This window comes from Bradyrhizobium cosmicum (assembly GCF_032290525.1).
Taxonomy (GTDB): domain Bacteria; phylum Pseudomonadota; class Alphaproteobacteria; order Rhizobiales; family Xanthobacteraceae; genus Bradyrhizobium; species Bradyrhizobium cosmicum_A.
Genome location: NZ_JASXTA010000001.1, coordinates 630,283 through 652,595, shown reverse-complemented (window position 1 = coordinate 652,595; position 22,313 = coordinate 630,283). Strand labels below are relative to the sequence as shown.

The 22,313-nt window shown below is 66.3% G+C and carries 21 protein-coding genes; 14 read left to right on the top strand and 7 right to left on the bottom strand.

Going from position 1 to position 22,313, the window contains the following annotated elements; genetic code table 11:
- Positions 1-29: 29 nt before the first annotated feature.
- Positions 30-452, bottom strand: a complete 423-nt coding sequence (locus QSV46_RS03150) for an MAPEG family protein (protein WP_314946155.1) — start codon at positions 450-452, stop codon at positions 30-32.
- A gap of 155 nt (positions 453-607) precedes the next feature.
- Here QSV46_RS03150 and QSV46_RS03145 point away from each other — a divergent pair, with 155 nt between their 5' ends.
- From QSV46_RS03145 to QSV46_RS03100, 10 genes are all read left to right on the top strand, one after another.
- Positions 608-1,222: an acriflavin resistance protein gene (locus QSV46_RS03145; protein WP_314946153.1), complete on the top strand. Its 615-nt coding sequence runs from the start codon at positions 608-610 to the stop codon at positions 1,220-1,222.
- A gap of 70 nt (positions 1,223-1,292) precedes the next feature.
- Positions 1,293-2,135, top strand: coding sequence for a metallophosphoesterase (locus QSV46_RS03140; protein ID WP_314946151.1), 843 nt, complete (start codon positions 1,293-1,295; stop codon positions 2,133-2,135).
- 130 nt (positions 2,136-2,265) lie between these two features.
- Positions 2,266-3,561: an alanine racemase gene (locus tag QSV46_RS03135; protein ID WP_314946148.1), complete on the top strand. Its 1,296-nt coding sequence runs from the start codon at positions 2,266-2,268 to the stop codon at positions 3,559-3,561.
- A gap of 13 nt (positions 3,562-3,574) precedes the next feature.
- Complete coding sequence (locus QSV46_RS03130) at positions 3,575-4,234, top strand: amino acid ABC transporter permease (RefSeq protein WP_060911679.1); 660 nt, start codon at positions 3,575-3,577, stop codon at positions 4,232-4,234.
- A 10-nt stretch (positions 4,235-4,244) separates the two neighbouring features.
- Entirely contained in the window at positions 4,245-4,895 is a 651-nt protein-coding gene (locus QSV46_RS03125; RefSeq protein ID WP_314946141.1) for an amino acid ABC transporter permease, read from the top strand.
- The gene (locus tag QSV46_RS03120) at positions 4,882-5,610 is read left to right on the top strand and encodes an amino acid ABC transporter ATP-binding protein (RefSeq protein WP_314946138.1); all 729 of its coding nucleotides are present in this window, start codon (positions 4,882-4,884) and stop codon (positions 5,608-5,610) included. Before QSV46_RS03125 ends, QSV46_RS03120 begins: the two co-directional genes overlap by 14 nt.
- A 31-nt stretch (positions 5,611-5,641) precedes the next feature.
- Positions 5,642-6,439: a transporter substrate-binding domain-containing protein gene (locus QSV46_RS03115; RefSeq protein WP_314946136.1), complete on the top strand. Its 798-nt coding sequence runs from the start codon at positions 5,642-5,644 to the stop codon at positions 6,437-6,439.
- A gap of 55 nt (positions 6,440-6,494) precedes the next feature.
- Complete coding sequence (locus QSV46_RS03110; RefSeq protein ID WP_314946133.1) at positions 6,495-6,839, top strand: RidA family protein; 345 nt, start codon at positions 6,495-6,497, stop codon at positions 6,837-6,839.
- A 62-nt stretch (positions 6,840-6,901) separates the two neighbouring features.
- On the top strand, positions 6,902-7,930 hold the full coding sequence (locus QSV46_RS03105) for a succinylglutamate desuccinylase/aspartoacylase family protein (protein ID WP_314946130.1): 1,029 nt from the start codon (positions 6,902-6,904) through the stop codon (positions 7,928-7,930).
- A 40-nt stretch (positions 7,931-7,970) separates the two neighbouring features.
- Positions 7,971-9,035 (top strand): LacI family DNA-binding transcriptional regulator, encoded by a 1,065-nt coding sequence (locus QSV46_RS03100; protein WP_314946127.1) that lies wholly within the window; start codon positions 7,971-7,973, stop codon positions 9,033-9,035.
- Between the two features lie 10 nt (positions 9,036-9,045).
- Here the strand turns inward: QSV46_RS03100 and QSV46_RS03095 are convergent, their stop codons facing one another.
- From QSV46_RS03095 to guaB, 3 genes are all read right to left on the bottom strand, one after another.
- Positions 9,046-9,345, bottom strand: a complete 300-nt coding sequence (locus QSV46_RS03095) for a hypothetical protein (RefSeq protein ID WP_314946124.1) — start codon at positions 9,343-9,345, stop codon at positions 9,046-9,048.
- A gap of 158 nt (positions 9,346-9,503) precedes the next feature.
- Positions 9,504-10,526 carry an NADP-dependent oxidoreductase gene (locus QSV46_RS03090; RefSeq protein WP_314946122.1) on the bottom strand — a complete coding sequence of 341 codons (1,023 nt, stop codon included), beginning with the start codon at positions 10,524-10,526 and terminating at the stop codon, positions 9,504-9,506.
- A gap of 252 nt (positions 10,527-10,778) precedes the next feature.
- The gene (gene guaB / locus QSV46_RS03085; RefSeq protein ID WP_314946121.1) at positions 10,779-12,269 is read right to left on the bottom strand and encodes an IMP dehydrogenase; all 1,491 of its coding nucleotides are present in this window, start codon (positions 12,267-12,269) and stop codon (positions 10,779-10,781) included.
- A 472-nt stretch (positions 12,270-12,741) separates the two neighbouring features.
- On the opposite strand from guaB, the gene QSV46_RS03080 reads away from it, so the two are divergent.
- Complete coding sequence (locus QSV46_RS03080; RefSeq protein ID WP_314946119.1) at positions 12,742-14,232, top strand: MFS transporter; 1,491 nt, start codon at positions 12,742-12,744, stop codon at positions 14,230-14,232.
- 293 nt (positions 14,233-14,525) lie between these two features.
- Positions 14,526-16,289 (top strand): peptidoglycan-binding domain-containing protein, encoded by a 1,764-nt coding sequence (locus QSV46_RS03075; protein ID WP_314946117.1) that lies wholly within the window; start codon positions 14,526-14,528, stop codon positions 16,287-16,289.
- A gap of 108 nt (positions 16,290-16,397) precedes the next feature.
- Here QSV46_RS03075 and QSV46_RS03070 read toward each other — a convergent pair whose 3' ends face one another.
- Together QSV46_RS03070 and QSV46_RS03065 are read right to left on the bottom strand one after the other, a co-directional pair.
- Complete coding sequence (locus tag QSV46_RS03070; protein WP_314946114.1) at positions 16,398-17,084, bottom strand: RlmE family RNA methyltransferase; 687 nt, start codon at positions 17,082-17,084, stop codon at positions 16,398-16,400.
- Between the two features lies 1 nt (position 17,085).
- Positions 17,086-18,159 carry a Ppx/GppA phosphatase family protein gene (locus QSV46_RS03065; protein WP_314946112.1) on the bottom strand — a complete coding sequence of 358 codons (1,074 nt, stop codon included), beginning with the start codon at positions 18,157-18,159 and terminating at the stop codon, positions 17,086-17,088.
- A 207-nt stretch (positions 18,160-18,366) separates the two neighbouring features.
- Here QSV46_RS03065 and QSV46_RS03060 point away from each other — a divergent pair, with 207 nt between their 5' ends.
- Positions 18,367-20,739 carry a xanthine dehydrogenase family protein molybdopterin-binding subunit gene (locus QSV46_RS03060; protein WP_314946110.1) on the top strand — a complete coding sequence of 791 codons (2,373 nt, stop codon included), beginning with the start codon at positions 18,367-18,369 and terminating at the stop codon, positions 20,737-20,739.
- Between the two features lie 162 nt (positions 20,740-20,901).
- On the opposite strand, the gene QSV46_RS03055 is transcribed toward QSV46_RS03060, so the two are convergent.
- The gene (locus tag QSV46_RS03055) at positions 20,902-21,702 is read right to left on the bottom strand and encodes a hypothetical protein (RefSeq protein WP_314946107.1); all 801 of its coding nucleotides are present in this window, start codon (positions 21,700-21,702) and stop codon (positions 20,902-20,904) included.
- 107 nt (positions 21,703-21,809) lie between these two features.
- Between QSV46_RS03055 and QSV46_RS03050 the strand changes: the two genes are divergently transcribed.
- On the top strand, positions 21,810-22,313 hold the full coding sequence (locus QSV46_RS03050) for a YaiI/YqxD family protein (RefSeq protein ID WP_314946104.1): 504 nt from the start codon (positions 21,810-21,812) through the stop codon (positions 22,311-22,313).

The following is a 22,313-nucleotide window of genomic DNA, read 5'->3' as shown; positions in this document are numbered from 1 at the left end:
TCTTTCAGATCAGGTCGGACAGCTAACCGTCAGATCAGCAACAGCATTTTCAGCGCGAAGTAGATCCACATCGCCAGCAGCACCAGCACGCCGGCAAGCCAGACCGTGGAGCGCCGGCCGAGATCGTTCGAGGAGATGAACACGCCGGCATGGGCGAAGCGCGTCACCACGAACACCCAGGACATCAGCACGATGAAGAGATCGGCATGCCGCAACGGCAGCGCCAGCGCGATCAGGGTGTAGAACAGCACCGGCAGCTCGAACTGGTTGCGGTAGCAATTGGCGACTTGTGTGGCGCCCTTCGGCCAGTTCGGCTCACCCAGCGCGATGTCGCGTATCTTGGTCTCACCCGAGACCAGGGCCTTGCGGCGCCCGAACACCATGCCGATCAGGAGCGCGAAGGTGAGACCGACCTGTACGAAGACAGGCAGCAGGACCATTTGAACGGACATCGGAACTTTCCCGTAAGGCGGATTGCCGCGGACCGTCATTAGCCGCGACCGCCAGCGCTGACAATCGACGAGTTGAACCGGCGTTCCCGATCTTGCGACCAAACGTCGATAGTTGAAGCGATTTTGGCCCCCGGCCCGCAAGGCGAGACACCGTCATGACCAGCCTGTCCAGCCTCTGGACCGAATCCGCCGGCGGCCAGCTCGGCATCCTGATGTCGACGCTATCAGGCATCGCGGCCGCGCTTGCGGTGGCGCTGGCGATGACGGTCTATTTCCGCATGAGCTACCGAACCTGGCACGACGTGGTCAGGCATGGCCTGGCCACCCTCGCCGCGCTCGCCCTGTTCGCCTTCGCCGCCTACGACATGCGCCATGCCGCGCTGGCCTATCTCGGCCTCAATCCGTCAAGACCCGCGGTCGAGTTCGAGATCCGTATGCCCCGGGAGACGCTGGCGGCCGTCTCCGACACCCAGATCGAGCTGCACACCGACCGCAACCAGACACTGGCGCTGGTCGACGGCGTACGCGACCTCGCGGACGGCCGGGCGCTGCTGCGCGGCGCGGTGGCGCTCAACCACCGCACGGCCGACCGCCTGCTGGTCGTCAGCCTGCCCGGCAAGGGCACGTTCGAATTCCGGCTGCGCCTGCCGGCCGAGCCGCATCGGTCCGAACAATTCGGCCCGTGGCACCTCGCCGACCGCATTGCTTCGCCGGTGACGGGCGCGACCGCGCCGCAGGACGCCTACACGATCCGCTACCGCGTGCTTTAAACATTGTTCGATCGCCGACGATGCGTGCGCCGTCATCGTTCCGACAAGCGAGTGCCGATATGCTGATCGCATGTCCGAATTTCGCCTCACGCAGATTTCCGACACGCATCTCGGCCGGCGCTTCCCCGGCCTGATCGCCAACTTCCAGGCGGTCAGCGAGCATATCGGCATGAACAGACCCGACCTCGTGGTCAACACAGGCGATGTGTCGTTCGACGGGCCGACCAGCCGCGACGATGTGGAATTCGCAAAGGGCCTGCACGACGCCCTACCCGTCGCCTGCCGCTACATTCCCGGCAATCACGACATCGGCGACAATCCGACCGCGATCGGCCCTGCGCCGAAGCCGCCGGTCGCGGAGGCGCACCGGCAGCAATTCTGCGACATCGTCGGTGAGGATCATTGGGCGTTCGAAGCCGCGGGCTGGCGCTTCATCGGGCTCAACACGCTAGTGATGAATTCGGGTCTCGCCTTCGAGGCCGAGCAGTTCGACTGGCTGTCCCGGGAAACATCACGCACGAACGGCAGGCCGGTCGCGCTCTTCGTCCACAAGCCGCTGTTTCTCAACCAGCCCGACGATCCCGAGACGCCGCAGACCTCGATCCGCTACGTGCCGCAGCCGGCACGGGCGCGGCTGATCGACATGTTCGCGCCGCTCGACCTGCGCCTGATCGCCAGCGGCCACGTCCACCAGCGGCGCGACTTCACGTTTCGCCATACCCGCCACGTCTGGGCGCCATCCGCCGGCTTCAAGATCAACGACGCGCGCCAGGACCGCATCGCGATCAAGGAGGTCGGGCTCGTGGAATACCGCTTCCAGCCCGACAGCTTCGAGGTCCGCCATGTCAGGGCCGCGGGCCAGGTCGATGTCGATATCGAGGAGCTGCTCGCCCAGATGGGCGGCGGGCACTAGCCCAATCCGCGAGCACATATACCCACCATAATACCTCATTGCACCAAATTTGGCCCGTAAATGGCCAAGAAGCCCTGATGACAACGTTGTCATTCCGACATATCGTTTCGCTAGCGCAGACGGAGCGAAGATGCAGTTCTTGTCCCGCTGGGATGGCCAACGTCTTTCGACGACCACGCGGGGTATTCCCTCGATCGATGGTCTGCCGATCGAGGAGATCGCCAGCCAGGATTGGCAGCCTTCCCGCGGCGATCTCGCCCTTCCCGCCCTCACGCTCGATGAAACCTCTTTCGCAGCCAATCGCGATCTCTTCCTGCGCTGGTGCAGGAGCGCCGGCGGCGCCGTTGCGCCGCACGCCAAGACACCGATGTCGCCGGAGCTCGCGCGCTCGCTGCGCGCGGCCGGCGCCTGGGGCACTACGGTCGCGAATATCCAGCAGGCCGCCGTGCTGCTCGCGAGCGGCGAAAGGCGCCTGCTGCTGGCCAATGAGATCGGCGGGCTGGCAGCCGGCCGGCGGCTCGGCGCGTTGCTCAGCGCCTATCCCGACGTCGAATTTCACGCCTTCGCGGATTCACCGGCCGCTGTCGCAGCACTCGCTGAAGCGGCGCGGATCGCGGCCCGCCACGAATTGTCCGTACTGGTCGAGCTCGGCGCCGGCCGCGCCGGCGCGCGCGATCGCGCCGCGGTCGAGACGACGATCGCAGCCGTGCTCGCCGCCGATCGCCTCGTGCTCGGCGGCGTTGCGACCTATGAGGGCGCGGCCGCGTCACAAGATGCCGACGAGAGCCTGCGTGCCATCGCAGCGTTGATGGAGCGCACCATCGAGACTTTTGTGCTGGTGCGCGCCGAGGCGCCGCAGCGGCCATTGATCATGAGCGCGGGCGGCTCCGCCTATTTCGACACCGTCGCGCAGGCGCTCGCGCCGGTGGCCCGGGCCGATGGCAACGCCAGCGTGATCCTGCGCTCCGGCGCGCTGTTCTTCGCCGATCACGGCATCTATGCCCGCGCCTTTGCCGAACTCGACCGGCGCGGCGGCCTCCTCATTGGCGGCACGCGGCACGCGGCGGCTGAAAGTTTCCGGCCTGCACTGACGCTCTGGGCTGAAGTGCTGTCGCGGCCGGAGGCAAGCCTCGCGATCGCGGGCTTCGGCATGCGCGATGCCTCTTTCGATCAGGGACTGCCGGTCCCGTTGCGCGTCTTCCGCGACGGCGTCGAGCAGCAGGAGCTCGCCGGGCCCTTGTCGGTCACGCGGCTCAACGACCAGCACGCGTTTCTGTCCGTCGCGCCTGATAGTGGTCTTGCAGTCGGCGACATCATCGCCTTCGGCATCTCGCATCCCTGCACCTGCCTCGACCGCTGGCGTGTCATCCTCGGCCTCGACGCCGACGGCGTCGTGACGCGCGCCCTCCCCACCCAGTTCGGCTGAGGCAGCGTCCACAATGAATTTCCTGCCGCTCTGGCGCTATCAGAACCAGCTCATCGACGGGGCCATCGTCACGCTCGAGCTGACGGTGATCGCGGCGCTGGCCGGGCTCCTGATCGGCGTTGCCGGCGCGGTCGCGCTGAACGGCCGCATTACGCCGCTGCGCTGGCTGGTGCGCGGCTACATCGAGCTGTTCCGCAACACGCCGTCGCTGATTCAGATCTTCATCGTGTTCTTCGTGCTGCCGAACTTCGGATTGAAGCTGCCGGCGTTCGAGGCCGCCGCCGTCGCGCTGTCGTTGTATTTTGGCGCCTATTCCGTCGAGATCATCCGCGCCGGCCTCGACTCCGTGCCGAAGAACCAGATCGAGGCCGGACAGTGCCTTGGGCTGTCAGGCTGGCAGGTGTTCCGACACATCCTGCTGCCGCCGGCTTTGCGCAACGCCTATCCGGCCGTGACCAGCCAGTTCGTCCTCCTGCTGCTCGGCACCTCCCTCGCCTCGCAGGTCGCCGCCGACGAGCTGTTCCATGTCGCGGGCTTCATCGAGAGCCGCACCTATCGCAGCTTCGAGGTCTATGCGGTGATCTGCGCGGTCTATTTCGCGATGGCGATGTCGTTCAAGGCGCTGTTCGCCATCATCGGTCTGGCGGCCTTCCGCTGGCCGCGGCGGCGCTGAGGGGACAGCGATGCGATCTTTCACCCTCATCGATTTCGTCTCGCTGTTTGCGGCGCTGCGCTGGACTGTCGCGCTGGTCGCGCTCGCACTCGCCTTCGGTGCGCCGCTGGCACTCGGGCTCGCCATGGGCCGCATCAGCCGCTTTGCAGGCCTGCGCTGGACCATGGCGGCGTGCATCCAGATCATCCAGAGCGTGCCGCTGCTCGGGCTATTGTTCTTCTTCTATTTCGGCATGCCGGTGTTCTTGGGAATCCAGGTGCCGGCACTCGTCGCCGTGACCGTTGCCTACACGCTCTACACCGCAGCCTTCCTCGGCGAGATCTGGCGCGGCGGCCTGGAAGCGGTGAAGCAGGCACAGTGGGAGGCAGGCGCCTGCCTTGGTCTCTCCGCCTGGCAGCAATTCCGCCACATCATTGCGCCGCAGGCGCTGCGGCTGTCGCTGCCGCCGACCGTCGGCTTCCTGGTGCAGCTCATCAAGGGCACCTCGCTCGCCTCGATCCTCGGCTTCGTCGAACTTGCCCGCGCAGGTCAAGTGGTGAGCGCCGCGACATTCCAGCCGCTGCTCACCTATGCGCTCGTCGCCGCGATCTATTTCGCGCTGTGCCTGCCGCTCACGCTCTGGTCCCGCTCTCTGGAGGCCCGCCTCGATGGCTCTCGTTGAAATCCGCGACGTGCACAAGACATTCGGCAAAGTCGAGGTGCTCAAGGGCGTCTCGCTCGACGTCGAGGAAGGCGAGATCGTCACGATCATCGGCCGCTCCGGCTCGGGCAAGTCGACGCTGCTCCGCTGTATCAATGCGCTGGAGAGCGTCGATTCCGGCGAGATCCGCGTCGAGGGCGAGAGGGTCCACGCCAAGATGCCCGACCTGAAGAGATTCCGTCAGCGCGTCGGGATCGTGTTCCAGGCCTTCAATTTGTTTCCGCATCTGAAGGTCGAGCGCAACATCACGCTGGCTCCGCTGCTCACCGGCCGCGTCGGCAAGGCCCGCGCGCGGGCGCTTGCCGAGGATGTGCTGGCCCGCGTCGGCCTCGCCGACAAGATCGACGCCTGGCCGGAGCAGCTCTCCGGCGGCCAGCAGCAGCGCGTCGCCATCGCGCGCTGCCTCGCCATGGCCCCTCACCTGATGCTGTTCGACGAGGTGACCTCGGCGCTCGACCCCGAGCTCGTCGGCGAAGTGTTGAAGGTGATGGAGGCGATGGCGAAGCAAGGCATGACCATGATCCTGGTCACCCACGAGATGGGCTTTGCCCGCAACGTCGCCAACCGCATCGTCTTCATGCATCAGGGCCGCGTCTGGGAGCAGGGTCCGCCGGCAAAACTGTTCGCCAATCCTGAGACCCCCGAGCTCGCAAGCTTCATCGCTTCCGCGAAATGATCAACCAGCCACCCGCCACCAGGAGAGAGCCATGACACAATTGAAGTCCCTCTTTGCGATCGCAGCCACGGCATTCGCCTTGCTCGCAGCCCCCACCGTCGCCCGCGCCGACAAGCTCCAGGATGTGCTCGGCTCCGGCAAGCTGCGCGTAGGCCTGCTGACCGATGCCGCGCCGTGGGGCTTCAAGGATGACAAGGGCGAGATCGCAGGTCTCGACGCCGATCTCGCCCGGCTGATCGCCGCCGACATGGGCGTGAAGCTCGAGCTCGTGCCGGTGACGGGCGCAGCGCGCATCCCGAGCCTGCTCTCGGACAAGATCGACATTTTGATTGCAGGCCTCGGCGCTACGCCCGAGCGCGCCCAGCAAGTGATGTTCTCGCAGCCCTACGCGGTAGTAAATCTCGGCGTCTACGGCGCCAAGTCGATTGCTGCCGCCACAGGCAAGAAGCCCGACAATCTCGACGGCCGCAGCGTTGCCGTCGCCAAGGGCTCGACGCTCGACGTCTGGCTCACCGACAACGCCCCGAAAGTGAAGCTGGTGCGTTTCGAGGACACGCCGGCCGCACTCGCCGCCTTCCTCGCCAGACAAGCCGACACCTTTGCTGAGAACAGCGCCATCGCGCTGAAGGTGCAGGACCAGAACCCGACCAAGGAGATCGAGCTGAAATTCCTGATCCGGCAATCGCCGGCGCATGTCGGCGTGCGCCAGGGCGAGCAGAACCTGCTCAACTGGATCAATACCGATATCTTCTTCAACAAGCTCAACGGCAAGCTCGGCGCGCTTCAGCTGAAATGGTTCAAGGAAGAGCAGACGCTCCCGACGCTGTAAGCTCGCGCACGGCTCCCGCATCATGCGGGAGCCGACCTTCACGAGGAGAATTAAGATGATCAAACGTTACGTCGTGGGATCGCGCATGAGCCAGGCCGTCGCCGCCGGCGGCATGGTGCAGATCGCCGGCCAGGTCGCGGATGACCGCAAGGCTGGCATCGTATCGCAGACCCAGCAGGTGCTCGCCAAGATCGACGCGCTGCTGAACGAGGCCGGCTCGGACCGCTCCAGGCTGATCGCGGTCAACGTCTTCCTGCCGCATATCACCGACTTCGACACCATGAACGCGGTGTATGATTCCTGGATCGATCCGGCCAATCCGCCGGCGCGCGCCTGCGTCGAGGCCCGCCTCGCCGATCCCGACCTGCGCGTCGAGATGACCGCGGTCGCCTTGCTGTAACTGCGCCGTCCTTTTCTCAACCTTCGGCCGGCGTCGTCGACGACGCGGCCATGAGGCCAACCATGCACACCGGACTGTTTCACGACATCGACTTCGAGAAGGACCAGAAATGGTCCGGCCATCTCGGCATTCCCTTCTCGATCGATCGTTCTCCTTATTTCCAGCTCAAGATCCCGATCTTCCGGATCAAGAACGGCGCCGGGCCAAAGTTGCTTCTGATGGCCGGCAATCATGGCGACGAATATGAGGGCGAGATCACGTTGACGCGGCTGTATCGCCGGCTCGATGCGAACGCCATCAAGGGTGAGGTCACCATCCTGCCCTTTGCCAATTGGCCGGCGGTGATGGCGGCGCGCCGCCGCTCGCCGCTCGACGAGGGCAATCTCAACCGCGCCTTCCCGGGCGACGCCGGGGGTACCCCCACTTTCCGGCTCGCGCATTTCCTGGAGCACGAGCTGTTTCCCCGGCACGACGTCGTCTTTGACATCCACTCCGGCGGCACCTCGATGGCGCATGTGCCGTGCGCGCTGATCGAGCGGCAGGGACCGCCCGAAATGTTCGGCCGCGCGCTGCGCCTGATGGAAGGGCTCGGGATGCCCTTCGCCTTCGTTGCCGAGAACGGCGCCAGGGCTCCGACCTCGATGGCGGCGGCCGCGCGCGCCGGAGCCGTCGGGCTCTCCGGTGAGTTCGGCGGCGGCGGCACCGTCACGCCGCAAACCATGGCGCTCACCGCGCGCGCGGTCGATCGCCTGCTGCTGGCGCTCGGCCTCGTCCGGGCACCGGTGCTGGGGCCGCATGCGCCGGTCGAGCGCGCCACCGAGCTGCTGGCGTTGCAAAGCCATGCGCAGGCGGTGTTCGCGACCCGGCGCGGCTGGTTCGAGCCCGCGGTCACCGTCGGCGCGCGCGTTGCGGCCGGCGACGTCGCCGGCTGGTATCACGATTTCGAGCGGCCGGAGCTGCCGGAAGAAGTGCTGCGCTTCCCCGCCGACGGGATCGTGATCTCGCAGCGCCTGCACACCGACAGCCAGAGCGGCGACTGCCTGGTCCAGGTCGGCCGCGCGCTGGCGCGCGACGAGTTGTCCGCACGCTGAACTTTGGAGCGATACCGACCGCGATTATAATCGGGATTCGATGACCGATCCGGCAAAGCCAGGCTATGACGACGTGGTGCGCATTCCGGCGCCGCCCGGCCGCGCCAGCGCGAGCGGGCGACCGCCGCGGATCGCGGAGGTGGCGGAGCGCGCCGGGGTATCGCCGATCACGGTGTCGCGGGTGCTGCGCCATCCCGAGAAGGTCAATCGTGAGACCCGCGAGCGCATCCTCAAAGTGATCGAGGCGACCGGCTACGCCTCGAACCCGCATGCGCGCGCGTTGCGCTCGGGCCGGTCGAACGTGGTCATGGCCTTCGTCTCCAACATCCTCAGCCAGCAGTTCGGCCTCGCCGTGCGCAGCTTTGCCGCCACGCTGGAGCCCGAGGGCTTCGAGGTGCTGGTCGGCCAGACCTCCTACTCCTATGCCAAGGAAGTCGCGATGATCCAGTCGCTGCGCGGCATCCGCCCCGCCGCAGTGATGTTCACCGGCGTGATCGAGCTCGAGGAGAACCGCGCCGCGCTCCAGGAGCTCGGCATTCCCGTCATCGAGACCTGGGCGTTTCCGCGCGACCCCATCGACATGCTGGTCGGCCTTCCCAATGCGGATGCCGGCGCGATGGCGGCGCAACGGCTGGCCGAGGCCGGACATCGCCGCGTCGCCTTTATCGGACGCAGCAGCGGCCGTGGCGCACTGCGGCGCGACGGTTTTCGCGCCGCAGCGGCACAGCTCGGCCTTGAGATCGTCCACGAGATCGGCGTCGGTGAGATCACGGGCCTCGTCGACGGCCGCGCCGCCTTCACCGCCCTGCTCGACCGCGGGAGCGATGTCGATGCCGTGTTCTGCGCCAACGACCTGCTCGCGACCGGCGCGCTGATCGAGGCCCGCGCCCGCGGCCTGTCAGTGCCGCGCGATCTCGCCGTGCTCGGCTTCGGCGACAACGACGTCGCCGATCAGATCACGCCCGGCCTCACCAGCATCTCGTTCGATGCGGCGGCCGTCGGACGCATCGCGGGCGAACTGCTGCTGGCGCGCCTGTCCGGCACGCAACTGGCCGAACAGCGGCTCGCCGTAAAGCTGTTCCTGGTCGAACGCGGCAGCGTCTGAGCATCAAGGCTCAGGCGACGTTCTTGAGGTCCTGCTGGATCGCAGCCAGCAACGATTGCAGCGCATCGCTGTTCACCGGCTTGGCGGCGCCGGATCCAGGCTGACCATTGGACGGCTTGGCAGGCTTGACCGGACGTTTCGGAAATGGCGGCGGAAGCGCGCGCATCGCGGATTGCGCAATGGCGCCCTCATCATCGTCGGCAAGAACGAACTTGCCATGGATGACGTCGTCGCGGCGGCCCATGACGAACATGATCGCCCAATAGCCGGCAGCCAACAGCATGACGCAGAAAACACTGATCTCTAACATCGCAACACCCAAAATATGCGCGATGATTCAATGCCTTCGCTCAGCCGTCAATGAACCGCCGGTCACACTTGTGGCTTTTGCCGTCAGGTGTGGCCGATCGGTCACTGTTTGTTAACCATCTTCGTCGCGGGGTGGCGACGGGCACCCGGCCCTTGCAACTAGGCCTTGTCCGGTCCCACCCGCACCAGCTGCTTGCCGAAATTGGCGCCCTTCAGGAGCCCCATGAAGGCGCCGGGCGCGCTCTCCAGGCCTTCGGTGACGAACTCCTTGTACTTCACCTTGCCATCGCGGACCCAGCTGGACATGTCGCGCAGGAAGTCGCCATGGCGGGCGGCGAAGTCGGAGACGATGAAGCCGCGGAAGGTCAGCCGCTTGGTCAGCGTCGCGCGCATCATGCTCGCGGCCCATTTCGGCGGCTTGGCTTCGGTGTCGTTGTAATGGGCGATCAGGCCGCAGACCGGCACGCGCGCGAACGGATTGAGCAGCGGGAACACCGCCTCGAACACGGCGCCGCCGACATTCTCGAAATAGACGTCGATGCCCTTCGGGCAGGCGTCCTTCAGCTTCGCGGCAAGGTCGGGATCGCGGTGATCGATGCAGGCATCGAAGCCGAGCTCCTTCACGACGTAGTCGCACTTGTCCTTGCCGCCGGCGATTCCAACGGCGCGGGCACCCTTGATCTTCGCGATCTGGCCGACCGCCGAGCCGACAGCGCCGGAGGCACCGGCAACGACAACGGTCTCGCCCGCTTGCGGCTTGCCGATCTCGAGCAGGCCCGTATAGGCGGTCATGCCGGGCATCCCGAGCACACCGATCGAGGTCGAGATCGGGCCGAGCTTCGGATCGACCTTGCTCAGGCCCTTGCCGTTCGAGATCGCGTGGGTCTGCCAGCCGGAGCGGATGCGCACGATGTCGCCTGCCGCGAAATCAGGATTGTTGGACGCCGCAACCTCGCTGACCGCCTCGCCTTCCATCACGCCGCCGATCGGCACCGGTGCGGCATAGGACGGACCTTCGCTCATGCGCCCGCGCATATAGGGATCAAGCGACAGCCAAACCGTGCGCAGCAGGACTTCACCTGCGCCGGGCGTCGGAACCGCGAATTCCTCCAGACGAAAATCGGACGGCTTGGGTTCACCGACGGGACGCGCGGCCAGAACGATGCGTTTTGCTTGGGACATGATGGCTTCCTCCACTTTTTTCTTCGTCGCGAGCGAAGCGGAGGGAGCGAGGCGCGTCAATACAAAAGGAATGGAGCGGACGGTCGCCGAGGCATGCGCCCCTCTCGTGTCCCGGACGCGCCGCAACGTGAAACGTTGCTGCGCAGAGCCGGGATCCAGATCGCCACAGGCGACCAGGCCGAGGATGGGCCCCGGCTCTGCAGCGCACCGCTTAAGAGGCGCTGCGCTGCGTCCGGGGCACGAGAGCGAGGACTAACCCCCGCCCGGATAGTTCGGCGCCTCGCGCGTGATCGTGACGTCGTGGACGTGGCTTTCGCGCAGGCCCGCGCCGGTGATGCGGACGAAGTTCGCCTTGTCATGCAGCTCCTTCATGTCCTTTGCGCCGACATAGCCCATTGCGGCGCGCAAGCCGCCGGCGAGCTGGTGCATGACGTTGCCGACCGGGCCCTTGTAGGGCACCTGGCCCTCGATGCCTTCGGGGACGAGCTTGAGCGTATCCTTGATGTCCTGCTGGAAGTAGCGGTCGGCAGATCCCCGCGCCATCGCGCCGACCGAGCCCATGCCGCGATAGGCCTTGTAGGAGCGGCCCTGCCACAGGAAGACTTCGCCGGGCGTCTCGTCGGTGCCGGCGAGCAGCGAGCCGACCATCGCGATGTCGGCGCCGGCGGCGAGCGCCTTGGCGAGATCGCCCGAATATTTGATGCCGCCGTCGGCGATGACGGGAATGTCGGATTTCTTCGCAGCTTCCACCGCATCCATGATCGCAGTGAGCTGCGGCACGCCGACACCGGCGACGATGCGCGTGGTGCAGATCGAGCCCGGGCCGATGCCGACCTTGATGCAGTCGGCGCCCGCATCGATCAGCGCCTGCGCGCCCTCGGTCGTGGCGACGTTGCCGGCAACGACCTGCACCGAATTGGAGAGACGCTTGATGCGGTTCACCGCATGCAGCACGTGACGGGAATGGCCGTGCGCGGTGTCGACGACGACGAGATCGACGCCGGCGTCGATCAGCCGCTCGGTGCGCTCGAAGCCGGTGTCGCCGACCGTGGTGGCGGCGGCGACGCGCAGGCGGCCCTGTGCGTCCTTGCAGGCGAGCGGATGGGCGACCGCCTTCTCCATGTCCTTGACGGTGACCAGGCCGACGCAGCGATATTGCTCATCGACCACGAGCAGCTTCTCGATGCGATGCTGGTGCAGCATCCGCCGCGCTTCGTCCTGGCTGACGTTCTCGCGCACGGTGACGAGACCTTCATGCGTCATCAGCTCGGAGACTTTTTGCCGCCGATCGGTCGCAAACCGCACGTCGCGGTTGGTGAGGATGCCGACCAGCTTGCCCGGCGTGGACTTGCCGGCCCCGGTGACGACGGGAATGCCGGAGATGCCGTGGTCGCTCATCAGCTTGAGCGCATCGTCGAGGCTGGCCTCGGGGCTGATGGTGAGCGGGTTCACCACCATGCCCGACTCGTAGCGCTTGACCTGCCGCACCTGGGCGGCCTGGCCTTCCGGATCGAAATTGCGGTGGATGACGCCGATGCCGCCGGCCTGCGCCATGGCGATCGCCATGCGGGCTTCGGTGACCGTGTCCATGGCCGAGGCCATGATCGGGATGTTGAGCGGAATGGCGCGGGTGACGCGGGAGCGGATGTCGACCTCGCCCGGCATGACGTCCGACAGGCCCGGCTTCAACAGCACGTCGTCGAACGTAAGGGCTTCGCGAATGCCTTGTTGCACCGTGGCCATCTGCCAACTCCTTCCGCGGCCGTGCCGCAAATAGCTATGGATGAGCGCCGCCCTCGGCGTGCCTTGCGGCAACGCCGGAGAATCGGAGCCCATCGGTGGGGTTGACGCGGGTCGATAGCACGGCCGCGTCACGAATCAAAGCAAATCGGACGGCCGGCCAGCCATGCACAGGGATTTTTAGGTAAATTCGGCGTGGCTAGCCCGGAGGCGGCACCCCTTTTCATTCCGGGGCGCGACAAAGTCGCGAACCCGGAATCCATCCCGCAGCGGTCTTTGGGCCCGATGGATTCCGGGCTCGCGCCAAGGGGCGCGCCCCGGAATGACGAGGACGCGAGTGCAACCGCCGTCGAGGGTCACACACCGTTGTTACGCAGGGTTTGGGTGCTATGCGCTGATCCGCAATGGTCCCGGCCGAGTCGTGGTGTTAAGCCGCACCTCCACCCCTCCTTCCGATTTCCATTACCAATCCGTCATGGTCGACAAGCAACGCGTCATACCCCTGATCGTGGCCACTGCTCTCTTTATGGAGAACATGGACTCGACGGTGATCGCCACCTCGCTACCGGCCATCGCGGCCGATATCGGCACCAGCCCGCTGACGCTCAAGCTCGCGATCACCTCCTATCTGCTGTCGCTGGCGGTGTTCATCCCGGCGAGCGGCTGGACCGCCGACCGCTTCGGCGCGCGCACGGTGTTCGCGATCGCGGTCGGGGTGTTCATGGTCGGGTCGGTCGGCTGCGCGCTCTCGACCTCGGTCACCGATTTCGTGTTCGCGCGCATCCTGCAAGGCATGGGCGGGGCGATGATGACGCCGGTCGGGCGCCTCGTGCTGCTGCGCTCGGTCGACAAGAGCGCGCTGGTCAATGCGATGGCGTGGGTGACGGTCCCTGCCCTGATAGGTCCCGTGATCGGCCCGCCGCTCGGCGGCTTCATCACCACTTACGCGTCCTGGCACTGGATTTTCCTGATCAACATCCCGATCGCATTGCTCGGCATCTTCCTGGCGCTGCGCTTCATCGATCCCATCAAGAGCGAGACGCAGGAGCCGTTCGATCTCTACGGCATGGTGGTCGCGGGCATCGGGCTTGCCGGCATCGCGTTCGGGCTTTCCGTCGCCGGGCTCAACCTGCTGCCCTGGAGCACGGTCGCCGCCCTGATCGTGGGCGGGGCGATCTCGATGACGCTGTACGTCCTGCATGCGCGGCGGACGGGATCGCCGGTGCTGGACTTTTCGCTGCTGAACCTGCCGACGCTGCGCGCGGCGATCCTCGGCGGTTTCCTGTTCCGGCTCGGCATCGGGGCGCTGCCCTTCCTGCTGCCGCTGCTGATGCAGATCGGTTTCGGGCTGTCGCCGTTCCATTCCGGCCTCGTCACCTTTGCCTCCTCGCTCGGCGCGATGGGCATGAAGACGCTGGCGGCGCGCATCATCCGCACCTTCGGCTTCCGCAATCTGATGACGGTGAACGCGATCGTCAGCGCATTCTTCCTCGGCGTCTGCGCGCTGTTCACGGTGACGACGCCGCTCTTGATCATCATGGTGATCCTGGTGGTCGGCGGCTTCTTCCGTTCGCTCGAGTTCACCGCGATCAACACGGTGGCCTATGCCGAGGTCGAGAGCGCGCAGATGAGCCGCGCCACCACGCTCGTCAGCGTCAACCAGCAGCTGGCGGTCTCGGCCGGCGTCGCCGTCGGCGCGGCGTCGGTGGAGACGACGATGTGGCTCGGCCATGTCAGCGAGCTCAACGCCACGGTGTTCGCGCCCGCCTTCATCGTGGTGGCGTTGACCTCGGCTGCGTCGAGCTGGTTCTTCTGGCAGATGCCCGTTGATGCCGGCAACGAGATCTCCGGCCGCAAGGCGGTGGACATTTCCAGCCGCAAGGGCGCGGCGAAGAGCGCAGCGACCGCCGCCGTCAAGGCCGCGACGGAGGATACCGAGGACGTGCGGGATCAGCGGCTGGGCTAGCGGAAAGCAAGGTGTCGGCTCATCGCCGGACAAAATGCGCGAAGCCAATCCACCGTCAGGCCCCTGCGATGCCTCGCGACGTGATCTTCGCATGCCCGCGGGAACAGCTAGGCATATGGATCCCTCCAACCAACGCGATAGTCACGAGGCGGCCGCCACCAACGCGCGCGGTTCGATGAGAGGAACGCTCGTTCATCTTTGTGGCTCCTGCTGCTCGCGGGCGCCGATTTGCAACTTTTGCCCTTCGGTCATGTTGGCCCCTCATTGAGAAATGCTGGATGGAGGAGGTTCAGATGAACACGAGGAAGAACAGGTTCCTGCTGACCACAGCAGTGCTGCTCGCCGGCGTCAGCGTGGCATCGGCCCAGGGCATGCGTGAAGGTGCCGGCGGCGGAACGAGCGGAGGCGCTGGCGCTGCGGAACACGGCCGCTCCGGCGGCGGAATGTCGCAAGGTGCAGGTGGCGCTTCCCATAGCGAAGGTGCAGGCGGCACGTCCCGCAGCGAAGGAATGACCCAGGGCCGCGCAGGCGGCCGCGCCGAGGGTCCTTCTGCGGCACCGTCGCGCACCGAGCGCAGTGAGGGAATGCGTGATAGCGGCAAGGCCGACAGAGGCGAGCGTCAGAGCATCGGTCAGGGTCGCAGCGACCGGAACGATGCACGTCAGTCCCAATCTGAAAGCGAGATGCGTGGCAGGGACCAAACGGTCGGTCAGAGCCGTAGCGAACCTGGCCAGGCGCGCCAGTCCAAGTCCGATAGCGACAAGAGCGGACAGAAGGACCAGACCGTCGGACAGGGACGCAGCGAGCGCACGGGTCAGTCACAAGGCGCAGAACAGGGTAAGAGCACGACCACAGGCGCCAACACCAAAGACAATGTCCAGGGCAGGAACGCGCAGGGTCAGAGCACGACGACGACCGGCGCCAACACCAAGGGCAACGCCCAAGGTCAGAACACACAAGGTCAGAACGCCCAGGGTCAGAGCACGACAACGACCGGCGCCAACACCAACAGCAACGTCCAGGGTCAGAGCCCACAGCAGGGCCAGGGCACGACGACCGGCGCCAACACCCAGGCTCCGGCCAACACTCAGGCGCAAGCCCAGGGTGGGACTACCCAGAGCCTGTCCGGCCGCGTGCAGGTAAATGCGCAGCAGCAGACGACACTGCAGCGGTCGGTGTTGAGCTCAAGGAACGTGGAGCGCGCGCGGGTCAACTTCAATTCCGTCAACTTCGCCGTCAATCCCGGCGTAGTGGTGCCGCGGAACATCTCCGTGGTCTCCGTCTCGGCATTCCCGGCGCTGATCGACATCTATCCGGACTATCGCGACCATAGCTTCTTCGTCGTGGATGACGAGATCGTCGTCCTCGACCGAGGCCGCCGGATCGTCGACACCATTCCCGCCGGCCCGCGGACACACTTTGCCCGGCGCGGCGGCCCGAGCGGCGGCGGTGCCAGCGTCGCGGCGCTGAATCTCAGCCCCGACGAGATCCGCGTCGTCCAGCGGGTCCTGATTGAGCGTGGCTTGATGTCCGGCGAGGCAGACGGCATGCTCGGGCCCACTACGCGCGAAGCGCTGATCACCTTCCAGCGACAGGAAGGCTTCCAGACCACCGGCTCGATCGATACCCGTACGGTCGCTGCACTTGGCGTATCCAACCAGATCCGCGCCACGCAGGGCCAATCGACGACCGTTGGTCAGGGCGCGACCGGCCAGTCGACGCAGCAGAACACGACCGGGCAAACCACCGGTCAGACCAATGCGCCGGCGCAGCAGAACCAGACCACCGGCCAGGCCGGGCCAAATCAGCCGTCCACCAGCGGCCAGGCCCAGCAGAACCAACCGGCGACGTCGGGTCAGGCAGCCACACAGCCGCCGCCGGGCCAGACCACCGGACAGGCCCCGGGCCAAAGCAACCAGTCCAATCAGCCTGGCGCCACACAGAACACCAACCAGCCCGGCACTACGCAGAACACACAGTCCGGACAGACCAACCAGAACAGTGCCCCGCCGCCTGCGCCGTCGGGTCAGCCGGCTCAGAACCAACCCAGCCGGTAAAGCGCCCTCCGCGAGCCCCGCCTCTGGCGGGGCTCTTTTTTGTTTGGAGCCGTGCGAGGGCCGCGTCCGGGCCTCGGCATCCCGACGCTGGATCCGCGGGGTGTCGGGCTACGCCGTCGCTCCGCCCCGAAATCCCGTCGCCAGCACATAGCGCTCGGAGGAATCCTGCCGGCTCGCGGCCGGCTTGACGTGGCGCACGGTGGCAAAATCGCGCTTGAGCTGGGCGAGCAGATCGGCGTCGGCGCCGCTCTGGAACGCTTTGGCGAGGAACGTCCCGCCGGGTTTCAGCACGTCGCAGGCAAAGGCGGCGGCGGTCTCGATCAGGCCGACGATGCGGAGCTGGTCGGTCTTGCGGTGACCGGTGGTGTTGGCGGCCATGTCGGACATCACGAAGTCGGCGCCGCCGCCAAGCATGGCCTTGAGCTTTTCCGGAGCGTCGTTGTCCATGAAGTCGAGCTGCGCGAAGTCCACGCCGGCGATCTCGGGCATCTCCAGCAGGTCGATCGCGACGACCTTGCCCTTGCCGTCGACCGAGCCGACGCGCTTGGCCGCGATCTGGCTCCAGCCGCCCGGGGCGGCGCCGAGATCGACCACGGCCATGCCGTGTTTCAGCAGCCGGTATTTGTCGTCGATCTCGAGCAGCTTGAAAGCGGCGCGCGAGCGATAGCCCGCAGCCTTCGCCTTGACGACGTAGGGATCGTTGAGCTGCCGCTCCAGCCAGAGCTTCGACGACAATTTGCGCTTGCCGCCGGTCTTGACCTGGACGTGCAAGCGGCCGGTGGTGTCTTTCGCCATCTCACCAGTTCCTGAGCGCGCCGTCCTCGCGCATCATCTCGACCAACATGCCCTCGCGCAGGCCCCGGTCGGCGACGCGCAGGCGCGGCAGCGGAAAGGCGCGGCGGATCGCGTCGAGAATGGCGCAGCCGGCGAGCACGAGATCGGCACGCTCAACGCTGATGCAGCTGTTGCCGGCGCGCTCCTCGTAGCTCAAGCCAAGCAGCTTGTCGATGGTCGCGGTGATGTCGGAATCGTTCATCCAGATGCTGTCGATGCGGCGGCGGTCGTAGCGAGCGAGGTTGAGATGGATGCCGGCGAGCGTGGTGACCGTGCCCGACGTGCCGAGCAGATGCATCCCGGCAAGGTCGCCGCCATGCTGCTCGGCGAAGGGTGCGATGTGATGGGCGACCTCGCGCTCCATCGCGGCGTAGATCTCCGGCGTCACGTCGCGGCCGCCGAACTGCTCGGCGAGCGTGACCACGCCATACGGGATCGACATCCAGGCTTTTATACGCGGTTCCGGGTTTTGCGGATCGCGCTCGATCCGCACCAGCTCGGTCGAGCCGCCGCCGATGTCGAACAGGATCGCGCCCCTGCCCCTGGGATCGACCAGCGGCGAGCAGCCGAGCACCGCAAGCGCGGCCTCGGTCTCGCGATCGATCACCTCGAGCTCGATGCCGGTCTCGGCCGCGACGCGGCTGCGGAAACCTTCGGCGTTCGATGCCGCGCGGCAGGCTTCGGTGGCGATCAGCCGCAGCCGCCTTGCTTTCCTCAAATTGATCTTGTCGCGGCAGATGCCGAGCGCGGCGATGGCACGCTCGATCGCGGCCTCGCTGATGCGGCCCGTGGCCGAGACGCCCTCGCCGAGCCGGATGATGCGCGAGAAGGAATCGACCACGCGAAAGCCGTCGTGGGTCGGACTGGCGATCAGGAGCCTGCAATTGTTGGTGCCGAGGTCCAGCGCCGCGTAGAGACCGGTTCCCGGCGCTTGCGCGGCGACGGCCGGTTCGGTGGCCAACGCCACCGCCGCCATCGACCCCTCGAGCTCACCGTGCGGCAAATGGCCGTCGCGGAGCCGCGTGTGGTCATTCATATAAACTGTCTTTCCGCGGCCTAGGGGCCGAGCTGGAATTGCTTTTTCGCCCGAAACATTAGCAGCGCGGCAAGCCTGCGCAACAACGCATCACATGGGACCATGCCCATTCGTGCGTTGTCGTGAACGGGCCGGTGGGTTATTTCAGCGAGGTCCGGTCCCCCCTGCCGCGAAAATGCGCAAATGCCGGCTTTTCAGGTCATTTCCATGCAAGAACACACCAAATCCTCCACGCTCGAAAACGCTATTGCACTGCAAAAGTATGGCGTCGGGCAACCGGTCCGCCGCAAGGAGGACGACACCCTGGTGCGCGGCAAGGGCCGCTACACCGACGATTTCAACCTGCCCGGGCAGGCCTACGCCGTGGTGGTCCGGTCGACTCATGCCCATGGGATCATCCGCGGCATCGGCCTTGATGCCGCCAGGGCGATGCCGGGCGTGCTGGGGGTGTGGACCGGCAAAGACCTCGACGCCGCCGGCTACGGCCCCTTCACCTGCGGCCTGCCGCTGAAGAGCCGCGACGGCTCGCCCCTGCTCCAGACCAATCGCCAGCCGCTGGCGACCGACAAGGTCCGCTTCGTCGGCGATCCCGTCGCCTTCGTGGTGGCGGAGACGCTGGCGCAGGCGCGCGACGCGGGCGAGGCGGTCGAGCTCGATATCGAGCCGCTGCCCGCGGTGACCGACCCCGAGGACGCCGCCAAGCCCGGTGCGCCGCAGCTTTACGACCACATCCCGAACAACGTCGCGCTCGACTACCACTACGGCGACTTGGACAAGGTGAACGCCGCCTTTGCCAGCGCCGCCCATGTCACCAAGCTCGACATCGAGAACACCCGCGTCGCCGTGGTCTCGATGGAGCCGCGCGTCGGACTTGCCTCCTACGACAAGCGGGCCGAACGCTACACCCTCCAGGTGCCGACGCAGGGCGTCGCGGGCAACCGCGCCAATCTCGCCAAGAACCTGAAAGTGCCCAACGAGAAGGTGCGCATCCTCACCGCCAATGTCGGCGGCTCCTTCGGCATGAAGAACATCAACTATCCCGAATACATGTGCATCCTGTACGCGGCGAAGGAACTCGGCCGTCCGGTGAAATGGCTGGACGAGCGCTCGACCGCCTTCCTCTCCGACAGCCACGGCCGTGCTCAAAAGATCCATGCCGAACTGGCGCTCGATGCCGAGGGGCATTTCCTCGCCGCCAAGCTCGAAGGTTACGGCAATCTCGGCGCCTACATCACCGGCGTTGCGCCCGGCCCGCTCTCGCTCAACACCGGCAAGAACTTCTCCAGCGTCTATCGCACGCCGCTGATGGCCGTCGACATCAAGACGGTGCTGACCAACACCACGCTGATGGGCGCCTATCGCGGCGCCGGCCGGCCCGAGGCGAACTACTACATGGAGCGGCTGATCGACCGCGCCGCCGACGAGATGGGCATCAACCGCCTGACCCTGCGCAAGCGCAACTTCATCAAGCCGAACCAGATGCCGTTCCCGGCCTCCTCCGGCGTCACCTATGACAGCGGCGACTTCCAGGCTGTCTTCAACAAGGCACTGGAAATCTCCGACCACGCGAATTTTGCGAGCCGCAAGAAGGAGAGCAAAAAGGCCGGCAAGCTGCGCGGCATCGCGGTCGGCTCCTACCTCGAGGTCACCGCGCCGCCGAGCCCCGAGCTCGGCAAGATCGTGTTCGATCCCGACGGCTCCGTGCAGCTCATCACCGGCACGCTCGATTACGGCCAGGGCCACGCCACGCCGTTCGCGCAAGTGCTCTGCGAGCAGCTCGGCGTTCCCTTCGAGAGCGTGAAGCTGGTGCAGGGCGACAGCGACATCGTCCACACCGGCAACGGCACCGGCGGCTCGCGCTCGATCACCGCGAGCGGCATGGCGATCGTGGGCGCCGCCAGGCTCGTCATCGAGAAAGGCAAGCGCGGCGCCGCGCACATGCTGGAGGCCTCCGAGGCCGATATCGAGTTCGAAGGCGGCAGCTTTACGATCGCCGGCACCGACCGCAGCATCGACATCATGGAGCTGGCCAAGAAGCTGCATGACGGCAAGGTGCCGGACGGCGGGCCTGACAGCCTCGACGTCGACCACACCAGCGAACCGGTGCCGTCGGCATTCCCGAATGGCTGCCACGTCGCCGAGGTCGAGATCGATCCAGAGACCGGCGTCGTGCAGATCGTGCGCTACAGCGCGGTCAACGATTTCGGCACGGTGATCAATCCGCTGCTGGTCGCCGGCCAGCTGCACGGCGGCGTCGTCCAGGGCATCGGCCAGGCGCTGATGGAGCATGTCCGCTACGACGAGAGCGGCCAGCCGATCACGGGCTCGCTGATGGATTACGCGCTGCCGCGCGCCGAGGACGTGCCGATCATGACGGTCGGCGACCACCCCGTGCCGGCCACGACCAATCCGCTCGGCAGCAAGGGTTGCGGCGAAGCCGGCTGCGCCGGCAGCCTGTCGACGGTGGTGAACGCGGTGCTCGATGCGCTCTCCGACCACGGCATCAAGCACATCGACATGCCGCTGACACCCGAACGGGTGTGGCGCGCGATCCAGGACGCGAAGGGCAAGGCGGCGTAGGGGGCGTTCCTTCCTCGCCACAAACTGAGCTGTCATCGTCCGCGAAGGCGGACGATCCAGTATTCCAGAGACGGTTGTGGGATACGGAGAATCCTCGGCGTACTGGATTCCCCGCCTTCGCGGGGAATGGCAGCGAATATCAGGACGCGCCGTGCCCCTTCCCTACGCCGCAGCCTGCTCGCGCGGCTGGTAGATTGCGGTGTGCTGGCAGTGCGCAATTGGCGTCGTCCCGTTGGCGACGACGAGCGCGTCGAGTTCGACGAAGCGGTGGCCCTTCTTCTCGTAATTCGCGGTGACTTTCGCCCGCGCGGTGATCTCGTCGCCGGCGCTCAGGGCGGACAACAGCTGCATGCGGCTGCCGACGTGGATCCACGGCCCCAGGATCGTATTGTCCACCAGCACGCGGTTCATCACGCGCTGGATCAGGCCGGGATGGCCGAGCCCCTCCCGTGCGAAGATCGGATCGGCTTCCCTGATATCGGCGAGATAGTCGGTCGCGTGCTGGCCGGCCCAGCGGCGCGGCGTCGTGCCCAACCATTTGCCCGTCTCGAACGTCGCGGGACTGACCGGCTTGCGCTCTGCGACCGCCGGGACCGCGACATAGTCGCTCAACGAAACCGCCGGCACAGCCGCCGAAAGCGAGGCCGTTCCCGTGGCGCAGAGCTCGGTGCGGCTGAACACCTCGATCGTCAGCAGGCCGTTGTGCTCGGTCGCGTCCACATCGGCCGTCTCGCCGTCATAGACCGGCTTGATGAAGCGCGCTTCGACCAATCCGCGCTCCAGGAAAGCGCGGCCCCAGCGCGCCACCGGCACGTGCATCATGTAGGCGAAGACGTCGACGCCCGGCACAAGCCCGCCTTCGAAGCCGAAGCGGCGCGCGACCGTGTCGTCATGCATCTTGTTTTCGGATTGCTTGGCCGTGTTGTAGGCTTCGACACGCCAGGTTTCGAGCCGGTTCGGCATGGGGTCAGCCTCCCTCAATTCTTGTTGTTTCAGGGCCGATCGTAGGCTCCCGGGAACACCGGTCAATCCCCTCGCCTTCGCGGCCCGAATGGGGTACCACGCGGCGAATGACTGATACCCCCACCCGCATCTATGTCGACGCCGACGCCTGTCCGGTGAAGGACGAGATCTATCGCATCGCGCTCCGGCACGGCGTGCCCGTGAGCGTGGTTGCCGGCAATTTCATCCGCGTGCCGCAGGACCCGCTGATCGAGCGGATTGCGGCAGGCGCCGGCATGGACGCCGCCGATGACTGGATCGCCGAACGCGCCAGATCCGGCGACGTCGTGGTGACCTCCGATATTCCGCTGGCAAGCCGGTGCGTGAAGGCCGGTGCCGACGTGATCGCGCCGAACGGAAAGCCGTTCACGGAGGAATCGATCGGCATGACGCTGGCGGTGCGCAATCTGATGACCGATTTGCGATCAGCGGGTGAAGTCACCGGCGGCCCACGATCGTTTGCGCCGCGCGACCGCTCGACGTTTCTCTCGGCGCTCGACCAGACGCTGCGCCGGATCCAGCGCCGCCGCACCGACCAAGTCGCGACAAGCCAGACGTCGAGTCAGGGCTGA

Bases quoted from the DNA above. Each gene is read 5' to 3' on its own strand.
- QSV46_RS03150 (WP_314946155.1), bottom strand. From the start codon at position 452: ATGTCCGTTCAAATGGTCCTGCTGCCTGTCTTCGTACAGGTCGGTCTC.
- QSV46_RS03145 (WP_314946153.1), top strand. From the start codon at position 608: ATGACCAGCCTGTCCAGCCTCTGGACCGAATCCGCCGGCGGCCAGCTC.
- QSV46_RS03140 (WP_314946151.1), top strand. From the start codon at position 1,293: ATGTCCGAATTTCGCCTCACGCAGATTTCCGACACGCATCTCGGCCGG.
- QSV46_RS03135 (WP_314946148.1), top strand. From the start codon at position 2,266: ATGCAGTTCTTGTCCCGCTGGGATGGCCAACGTCTTTCGACGACCACG.
- QSV46_RS03130 (WP_060911679.1), top strand. From the start codon at position 3,575: ATGAATTTCCTGCCGCTCTGGCGCTATCAGAACCAGCTCATCGACGGG.
- QSV46_RS03125 (WP_314946141.1), top strand. From the start codon at position 4,245: ATGCGATCTTTCACCCTCATCGATTTCGTCTCGCTGTTTGCGGCGCTG.
- QSV46_RS03120 (WP_314946138.1), top strand. From the start codon at position 4,882: ATGGCTCTCGTTGAAATCCGCGACGTGCACAAGACATTCGGCAAAGTC.
- QSV46_RS03115 (WP_314946136.1), top strand. From the start codon at position 5,642: ATGACACAATTGAAGTCCCTCTTTGCGATCGCAGCCACGGCATTCGCC.
- QSV46_RS03110 (WP_314946133.1), top strand. From the start codon at position 6,495: ATGATCAAACGTTACGTCGTGGGATCGCGCATGAGCCAGGCCGTCGCC.
- QSV46_RS03105 (WP_314946130.1), top strand. From the start codon at position 6,902: ATGCACACCGGACTGTTTCACGACATCGACTTCGAGAAGGACCAGAAA.
- QSV46_RS03100 (WP_314946127.1), top strand. From the start codon at position 7,971: ATGACCGATCCGGCAAAGCCAGGCTATGACGACGTGGTGCGCATTCCG.
- QSV46_RS03095 (WP_314946124.1), bottom strand. From the start codon at position 9,345: ATGTTAGAGATCAGTGTTTTCTGCGTCATGCTGTTGGCTGCCGGCTAT.
- QSV46_RS03090 (WP_314946122.1), bottom strand. From the start codon at position 10,526: ATGTCCCAAGCAAAACGCATCGTTCTGGCCGCGCGTCCCGTCGGTGAA.
- guaB (WP_314946121.1), bottom strand. From the start codon at position 12,269: ATGGCCACGGTGCAACAAGGCATTCGCGAAGCCCTTACGTTCGACGAC.
- QSV46_RS03080 (WP_314946119.1), top strand. From the start codon at position 12,742: ATGGTCGACAAGCAACGCGTCATACCCCTGATCGTGGCCACTGCTCTC.
- QSV46_RS03075 (WP_314946117.1), top strand. From the start codon at position 14,526: ATGAACACGAGGAAGAACAGGTTCCTGCTGACCACAGCAGTGCTGCTC.
- QSV46_RS03070 (WP_314946114.1), bottom strand. From the start codon at position 17,084: ATGGCGAAAGACACCACCGGCCGCTTGCACGTCCAGGTCAAGACCGGC.
- QSV46_RS03065 (WP_314946112.1), bottom strand. From the start codon at position 18,159: ATGAATGACCACACGCGGCTCCGCGACGGCCATTTGCCGCACGGTGAG.
- QSV46_RS03060 (WP_314946110.1), top strand. From the start codon at position 18,367: ATGCAAGAACACACCAAATCCTCCACGCTCGAAAACGCTATTGCACTG.
- QSV46_RS03055 (WP_314946107.1), bottom strand. From the start codon at position 21,702: ATGCCGAACCGGCTCGAAACCTGGCGTGTCGAAGCCTACAACACGGCC.
- QSV46_RS03050 (WP_314946104.1), top strand. From the start codon at position 21,810: ATGACTGATACCCCCACCCGCATCTATGTCGACGCCGACGCCTGTCCG.